Source organism: Cesiribacter andamanensis AMV16 (assembly GCF_000348925.1).
Lineage (GTDB): Bacteria > Bacteroidota > Bacteroidia > Cytophagales > Cyclobacteriaceae > Cesiribacter > Cesiribacter andamanensis.
The window spans coordinates 1-7,369 of record NZ_AODQ01000173.1 but is presented as its reverse complement, the minus strand read 5'-3'; the positions used below and the strand labels follow the sequence as shown (position 1 = coordinate 7,369).

7 protein-coding genes are annotated in these 7,369 nt (G+C 58.5%); 2 read left to right on the top strand and 5 right to left on the bottom strand.

Going from position 1 to position 7,369, the window contains the following annotated elements:
* The 4 genes from nuoK to ADICEAN_RS19450 form a co-directional block, all read right to left on the bottom strand.
* A partial coding sequence (gene nuoK, locus ADICEAN_RS19465; RefSeq protein WP_040398391.1) for an NADH-quinone oxidoreductase subunit NuoK occupies positions 1-242 on the bottom strand: 242 nt, incomplete at its 3' end.
* A complete protein-coding gene (locus tag ADICEAN_RS19460) occupies positions 239-820 on the bottom strand; it encodes an NADH-quinone oxidoreductase subunit J family protein (protein WP_009197379.1) in 582 nt (193 codons plus the stop codon). The genes ADICEAN_RS19460 and nuoK, both read right to left, overlap by 4 nt.
* A 92-nt stretch (positions 821-912) precedes the next feature.
* Complete coding sequence (locus ADICEAN_RS23630) at positions 913-2,412, bottom strand: 4Fe-4S dicluster domain-containing protein (RefSeq protein WP_009197378.1); 1,500 nt, start codon at positions 2,410-2,412, stop codon at positions 913-915.
* Positions 2,413-2,478: 66 nt separating this feature from the next.
* Positions 2,479-3,579 (bottom strand): complex I subunit 1/NuoH family protein, encoded by a 1,101-nt coding sequence (locus ADICEAN_RS19450; protein WP_009197377.1) that lies wholly within the window; start codon positions 3,577-3,579, stop codon positions 2,479-2,481.
* A gap of 173 nt (positions 3,580-3,752) precedes the next feature.
* Here ADICEAN_RS19450 and ADICEAN_RS19445 point away from each other — a divergent pair, with 173 nt between their 5' ends.
* Positions 3,753-4,721 carry a TIGR03885 family FMN-dependent LLM class oxidoreductase gene (locus tag ADICEAN_RS19445; protein ID WP_009197376.1) on the top strand — a complete coding sequence of 323 codons (969 nt, stop codon included), beginning with the start codon at positions 3,753-3,755 and terminating at the stop codon, positions 4,719-4,721.
* 79 nt (positions 4,722-4,800) lie between these two features.
* Here the strand turns inward: ADICEAN_RS19445 and ADICEAN_RS19440 are convergent, their stop codons facing one another.
* Positions 4,801-6,069: a carboxypeptidase-like regulatory domain-containing protein gene (locus ADICEAN_RS19440; protein WP_152426531.1), complete on the bottom strand. Its 1,269-nt coding sequence runs from the start codon at positions 6,067-6,069 to the stop codon at positions 4,801-4,803.
* Positions 6,070-6,512: 443 nt separating this feature from the next.
* Between ADICEAN_RS19440 and ADICEAN_RS19435 the strand changes: the two genes are divergently transcribed.
* On the top strand, positions 6,513-7,369 hold an 857-nt coding region (locus ADICEAN_RS19435; protein WP_040398388.1), incomplete at its 3' end, for a carboxypeptidase-like regulatory domain-containing protein.

Here is a 7,369-nt window from a genome sequence, read left to right as displayed (position 1 = left end):
ACCAGCGCCAGGGCTACGGCCGCCTCGGCTGCCGCCACCACAATCACAAAAAGCGCAAAGAGCTGTCCCTGCAGCAGGGCACCATCGTAGCGGCTAAAGGCCACCAGGTTGATGTTGGCCGCATTCAGCATCAGCTCCAGGCCAATGAGCACGGCTATGGCATTGCGCCGGGTCAGGACCACCGCCAGGCCTATGCAAAACAGCAGCGTAGCCAGGATCAGGTAATGTGAAAGAGGGATCATGAGGGGGTACCAGGTTGGGTGGACGAAGGAGCCCCGGGCGATGGAGCCAAAGGGGTAGCCGGTCCCTGCTCACTTGCCGGGCTGGCCAGCAGCGCCGAGCCGATCAGGGCCAGCAGCAGCAGCAGGCCGGCCAGCTCAAAGGCCAGAATGTACTGGGTCATCAGCTGCAGGCCAATGGGCGCAACGGTCGATTGCTGCACCAGCCCGCCGGTCGCCTCCGCTCGAAGGGCCCAGTCGGGCAGGGCCAGTTGCCCCAGCGTACCCAGCAGCAGCACCAGCAGCCCAAGGGGGAGCGCATAGCCCAGAAACTGGTTATGCAGGCCCGTAAGTACCGGCCCGGCCGAGATGCGGTTGGTAAGCATCACCCCAAAGATCAGCAGGATCAGCACCCCCCCTACATAAATAACGATTTGGGTTACCCCCAGAAAATCCGCCCCGCTCAGCACATAAATGGCCGCTACTCCCAGAAAGCAGAAGATCAGCGAAAAGGCCGCATACAGCAGGTTGCGGGTAAAAAGGATCACCAGCGCAGCGGCCAGTGTAAGGGCCGCAAAGGCATAAAACAGAAACTGAACCATAGGCAGGGGGCTGGCCAAAGGGCAGCGAAAGATACACAGGATTTCGGAAAGCTACCAGACTGCCGGCCTAGCCAGGTCAACTAGAGGATGGCTTACTGAGGGGCACCCGGCTGAGGGGCGCCAGGGGCATCGGGCCGCTGGCTGTCGTCCTGCTTTTTCTCCTCTTCGGTTTCGTCCTGGCGGACAGGCTTGCGGGTTACCACCTTGGGTTTTACCACCGGCCGGGGCTGCTTTACGCCTTCACTGTTCCCCTTCTGAGGCTCCTCCCCTTCTTCGGGCGAATTGTGTTGTTTGGGTACCATGGGCTTGATAATGGGACGTGGCTTGTTGGGTTTTGCAGCGCTCGACTGCTCTCCTGCAGGCATCTCTTCTGCTGCTGCAGGCTTTTTGATTGCCGGCTTCATCACCGGGCGAGGCCTTGCAGAAGGGGAAGTAGCAGGGAGATCGGCAGACGTATTTCCGGCATCAGGCTCCTCCTTTTTTACAAGCGGACGTATCACAGGCCGAGGGCTAGCTGGCTTTGTTACCTGTGCGGGACTCGTGCTGGCATCCCTTTCTGTGGGCGCATCTGCTTTTTTCACCACCGGTTTCATCACCGGCCGGGGCCGGGCCGAAGGGGGTGTTGGTGGCGTAGGTTCCGCTGCAGGATGATCTTTTTCTGCATCCGTCTGTGCGGCCTGTGGGGTTATGGCTGGCCTGGGTGAGGGTACCCGTGGGCGAAATACCGGCTTATTGGCGCCCGGAGCGGGGCTATCCTCTGTTCCCTCAGGTGTTGGGGCCGATTTGGCAACCGGATTCGGGCGTTGCGGCAGGGCTTCGTTGGCCGGTTTGGCAGCGTCTGCCCGCTTTTGCTCCATGAGTTTTCGTGCCTGTTCCTGCACCCCCTCCTCCCCTTCCGCAGGATTGGAAGCAGCGGGCTTAGGGGGCATGGGCCGAGCCGCTCCCGGCCGAGCCACGCCTGGCCGGGCCGCGCCTGGCCGGGCCGCTCCCGGCCGGGCCGCAGCAGGCTTGGTGCTAGCGGCAGCAGGCTTTTGTGCTTCTTTTTGCTTTTGGAATTCTTCCAGCTCCTTACGCTTTTGCAGAATTTCCAGGGGGGTCATTTCGGAGAAGGCATAGGTATGATCGGCCACATCAAACTCGCTGAAGTCGTACACCTTGGTCATGGTCAGGCACTCCGTAGGGCATACGGTGGTGCACAGGCCGCAAAAGCAGCACTTGGCCATGTCGATATCAAATTTGGCCGCATAGAGGCGCTTGGGGGTACCATCGGAGGTAAGGCCAATAGTTTCCGTCGATTTGATGGGCTCGATCTCGATGCAATCCACCGGGCAGATCTTGGCGCATTTATCGCAGACAATACAATCGTCAATCTCATTGTGCAGGCGGTAGCGGGCATTATCGGGCACCGGCAGGCTTTCCCGCGGGTATTGGACCGTAACAATGCCGGTCTGCTGGCCAAAGTACTCCTTATTTTCGATCCCAATGGGCGCGCGCTTTTCCCGGGCCTGCAGCAGGTGCCGCCAGGTAAGCCGGAGCCCCTGCAGCAGGGTGCGGCTGGCGTTTGCTATATTTTTAAAGTAGGTGGTTGCCATGCTGGTTAATTTCCCCCTCCCGTTTCAGGTCTTAGGTATAAACTTGTAGTTCAGTCAAAAGTTGAATCAGCCCAGCAGCCGCCACACCCCTGTCAGCAACAGCAGCACAAGGGCGGCCGGGGTCAGGTACTTCCAGCAGAGGCTCATGAGCTGGTCTACCCGCAGGCGGGGATAGGTCCAGCGTACCCACATCTGCAGAAAGATGGTAAACAGCACTTTGGCCAGCAGCCAGAAGCCACCCCACAGATGCCCCCCAAGGGTACCGGGCGCACCGCTGGTCCACTCAGCCAGGCGAAGGGGTCCCAGATTGGGCAGGGGGGTATTCCAGCTGCCCCAGAACAGAATGGCGCCCAAAAAGGCTACCAGCAGCATCATGCCGTACTCGGCCAGAAACACCAGGCTCCAGCGAAAGCCGCTGTACTCGGTATGGTAGCCGCCAATGATCTCCGATTCGGCCTCGGGCAGATCGAAGGGGGCGCGGTTGCTTTCGGCCAGGGAGGCAATGAAAAAGATGAGCCACACCACAAAAAACAGGGGCATGCGCAGCACATTCCAGCTCAGAATACCCCCTACTTCCGTTACCTCCAGCCCCAGCGCCGGCAGGCCAAAGAGCCAGATCCGTTCCGCTTCACTGCCCAGCACATCATTTACCCAGATACCCTGCTGAAAGCTGATGGCCTGCAGGTTGAGCGTGCCGCTGAGCACCACCACGCAAAGGATGGAAAGGGCCAGGGGTACCTCGTAGGAGATGATCTGGGCCACCGAGCGCAGTGCGCCATAGAGCGAGTATTTGCTGTTGCTGCCCCAGCCGGCCATCAGAATGCCGATCACATCCAGCGACACTATGGCCAGCAAATAGAACACCCCCAGCTCGGAAGAGGAGCCGGCCCAGCCATTGGTAAGGGGCAGTACGGCAAAGCCGGCAAATACGGCCACAAAGATTACCACCGGGGCAGCCAGAAACAGCCGGCGGTCGGCGGCAGCGGGCACAATATCTTCTTTCTGCAGCAGCTTCAGCAGGTCGGCTACGGTTTGTAGCAGCCCCCACTTACCTACTTCCATAGGGCCCATGCGGTCCTGCACCAGGGCCGATACCTTGCGCTCTGCCCAAACGGCCAGCACCACAAACAGGAGCAGAAAGGGGAGAAAAAAAATAAGGGTGGTCATGGCTTACAAAGATAACCGGCCCTCTGCGGAATGCAAGCAGTTGGCCGAATGTAGCCTCACCTAGCCCCCAGTTCCTAAAAATATCCCTCAGGGCATAAACAATCTGCGGCCTAATGGGGTAAAGCGAGAAGGCACAATGCCTGAATCACCTTTTTTTACCACATCCCCTGCCTATGCCCCTGATCGGATACCATGCCTCGCACGAACAATTTTCGCCCAGCCACCTGCTACAACTGGTCCAACAGGCCGAAGCGGCCGGCTTTGGGGGTTGTCTCTCCTCCGACCATTTTCATCCCTGGACCGACGAGCAGGGCGAGAGCGCCTTTGCCTGGAGCTGGCTGGGCGCGGCCATGCAGGCCACTGGTTTTGAATACGGGATTGTAAATGCACCCGGACAGCGCTACCACCCGGCCATTATTGCTCAGGCGGCGGCCACCCTGGCCGAAATGTTTCCCGACCGCTTCTGGATCGCTACCGGCAGCGGCCAGAACCTCAACGAGCACATCACCGGCGCCAAATGGCCCGATAAGGTGCAGCGCAACCAGCGGCTGCAGGAATCGGTGCAGATCATGCGCCGCCTCTGGCAGGGCGAAACCGTTACCCACCGCAGCGAACTGCTGACAGTAGAAGAAGCCAAACTCTACACCCGGCCCAAGCGAGCGCCAAAAGTGATTGGCGCCGCCATTACCGCCAAAACCGCCGCCTGGATGGCCGCCTCCGACTGGGCAGATGGGGTGATCACCACCTCAAAGCCGCTGGAGGAGCTCCGCCCGTTTGTTGAAGAATTTCGCTCCGCTGGCGGCAGCGGCAAGCAGCTCTACCTAAAGGTGCAGCTCTCCTATCATCCCGATAAGAAACGGGCTTTTGAAACCGCCTGGCAGCAGTGGCGCAGCAACATTTACCCCAGCCAGGTAACGGCCGATCTGGCCATGCCGGCCCAGTTTGCAGGCGCCGGCAAGCTGACCGATCCGGAAAAGATCCGGGAGCATGTGCTCATAGGCGACTCCGCCGATTACTTTATAGAGCAGCTGAGCGCCTATGCCGAATTGGGCATCGACAAACTTTTTCTGCACAACGTAAACCTGGAGCAGGAGCAGTATATAGAGTTCTTTGGCAAGAGCGTACTGCCGGAGCTGGTATAAGCCAGAGCTCCAGGGTCTATAAACAAAAAAGCACCCCATCGTTAAAGGGGTGCTTCTCTTTGGGTAAGGGAGAGTGCTCTTAGTTGGCGATGCGGAACAGGCCCATCTGATCTTCACTTACCGAGATCAGGCGCCAGCCGGTCGTAGACGTATCGTTTTTGCTTACAAATACCCGCCAGCGATACACCTTACCCGGCTCCAGGGGGCGGGTAGCTTTGCCATCGGCATTGTACTGAATGCTGGTCTGGCTGGAGGCTATTACCATGCGCTTGGCTGGCAATACACCACTTCTATCAATACCGCCCCAAATCACATTGCCATTGGCATCGCTTACTTCTACCACATAATCGCTGGCGCTGGGGTAGGCCTGCCAGGAGAAGGTAGGCGTAGTGCCACCAATTTCAATGGGCTCGGTAGTAGTGGCCAGGTTGGTGGGGTTTACCACTTTGGCAGCACCGGTAAGGCTAAAATTGCGGGTAACAGCGCCGGAGCTCACCAGCACCATAGGCTCGCCGTTCTTCACAATCCAGTCGGGGTCCACTACCCGATCGTCGTTGCGGTAGGTGGCGCGGGCCAGGTAGGTACCGGCCGGCACATTGGCAATGGTATAGGCAGCCGTAGTGGAGGTGAGCAGTCCTGGCACCGGCTCCTGGGTAAGGGGGTGGGTAAGGGTTACATCCACCTCCACCGCATTGGTGGCCAGAAAGGTGATGGTGCCGGTTACCGAGCCGGCGGCACCCCGGGTCAGCTGCAGGTTCTGTGCCGTTTCTGCAGCGGAGATTACCGCTACGCTCTGCTCTTCGGAGCTGTAGCCAGCCACCCAGCCTTTAAGCCCATAGCTGCCGGCGGGCAGGTTGTAGATAAAGAAGTTACCCTCGGCGTCGGAAACCGCTGAGTAGCCCTTATTTTCCCGGTCGGCCACTACCAATACACCGGCTACGCCTTTGCCCCCCTCCAGTACTTTACCACTGATGGTGCCGCCGTTCAGCACCTCACTCTGGTTCATTTCATAGGGCTTGATCACTTCGCTGCCTACCGATACCGTAAAGGGCATGGGGCTCATGCCCTTGGGGGGCACCTGCTCATAGCCCTGACGGTACAGGCGCAGGTAGTAGCTGCCGGGCAGCAGCTCGGTTCTGTACGCGCCATCGGCACCGGTGGTCAGGGATTTCACCGGCACGTTGGCATTAGATTCAAATACAATAATTCGTGTATTGGCCAGGGCAGCATTGCTAACAGCATCGGTAATTACGCCGCTTACAACACCTACTGCCGGCTCATCATCTTTTTTACATCCCCAGGCTGCAACAAGCAGCAGGGCAAGCATCATCAAAAGAGTTTTTTGCATGGGTAGTCAAATTTGGTGTAAAGCACGTCAGAACCGGCCTCAAACAAAACTTAGAAGTTGGATTGATCTTACGTTCACTATAGCAGGTAATAACTAGATTTTTCCCACCAGCCCCCAAGAAGCACTCGAATTTAAGGCCCTGACAGCAGTGTGAGCATGAATAGCGCATGTACCCTTACAGCTACTACCCATTGCACATTACCCCCCTTGCAAAGCTGAAAGTGTATTATTTTGTGAATCAGCTGGTGCTTTTCTCCTCATTTCCGGTAAAACTGCCGGCACCAATGTACAGCAGCCATTAAACTTTTATCTGGCAACTGCATCTAAGCCTTGCTATGCACCAGCACCCCTTGCGCTTTGCCTGGCGGCAGGGCATACGCCAGTTGCCCCTATCCAATCCCTCACCCATGAGAAAACATTTGCTGATACTAACACTTTGCCTGATGAGCCCTCTTGCCTGGGCGCAGGAACGCAGCCTTACGGGCCGCATTGCCGATGCCGGCAGCCAGCAGACCCTGCCCGGCGCCAACCTGCTCCTTACCCGCCTGCCCGATTCGGTAACGGTAGCTACCATCAGTGATGGGCAGGGCCGCTTCCGCTTTAGCGGGCTGGAGGCGGGGCGCTACCGGCTGCGCATTAGTTTTGTAGGCTATACCCCCCTGGAGCAGCGCGTGCGCCTGCAGGAGCAGGACCTGGATCTGGGCCTGCTTCTGCTGCAGGAAGATGCCCAGCAGCTAAAAAGCGTGGAGATTGTGCGCCAGCAGGCCCTGGCCATCCAGCAGGGCGATACCACCCAATACGCCGCCAGCTCTTTTAAGACCAACCCGGATGCCAATGCCGAAGACCTGATCAAAAAACTGCCGGGCGTGGTGGTGCAGGGCGGGCAGGTACAAGCCCAGGGCGAGCAGGTGCGGCGGGTGCTGGTAGACGGGCGGGAATTTTTTGGCGATGATGCCGCCGCTACCCTGCGCAACCTGCCGGCCGAGATCATTGACAAGATCCAGGTATTTGACCAGCAGAGCGAGCAGTCGCAGCAAAGCGGGTTTGACGATGGCCAAACTACCAAAACTATCAACATTGTTACCAAACCCGAGATGCGCAACGGGCAGTTTGGGCGGGTCTATACCGGCCTGGGTACTGACGGACGCTACAGCCTGGGCGGCAACCTTAACCTATTTAACGACAAGCGGCGCATCTCCATTCTGGCCCAGAGCAACAACATCAACCAGCAAAACTTTAGTGGCGAAGACCTGGCCGGTGTAGCCGGCAGCGGCGGCCGAGGCGGCCGGGGAGGCCGGGG

Bases quoted from the DNA above. Each gene is read 5' to 3' on its own strand.
- ADICEAN_RS23630 (WP_009197378.1), bottom strand. From the start codon at position 2,412: ATGGCAACCACCTACTTTAAAAATATAGCAAACGCCAGCCGCACCCTG.
- ADICEAN_RS19450 (WP_009197377.1), bottom strand. From the start codon at position 3,579: ATGACCACCCTTATTTTTTTTCTCCCCTTTCTGCTCCTGTTTGTGGTG.
- ADICEAN_RS19460 (WP_009197379.1), bottom strand. From the start codon at position 820: ATGGTTCAGTTTCTGTTTTATGCCTTTGCGGCCCTTACACTGGCCGCT.
- ADICEAN_RS19445 (WP_009197376.1), top strand. From the start codon at position 3,753: ATGCCCCTGATCGGATACCATGCCTCGCACGAACAATTTTCGCCCAGC.
- ADICEAN_RS19440 (WP_152426531.1), bottom strand. From the start codon at position 6,069: ATGCAAAAAACTCTTTTGATGATGCTTGCCCTGCTGCTTGTTGCAGCC.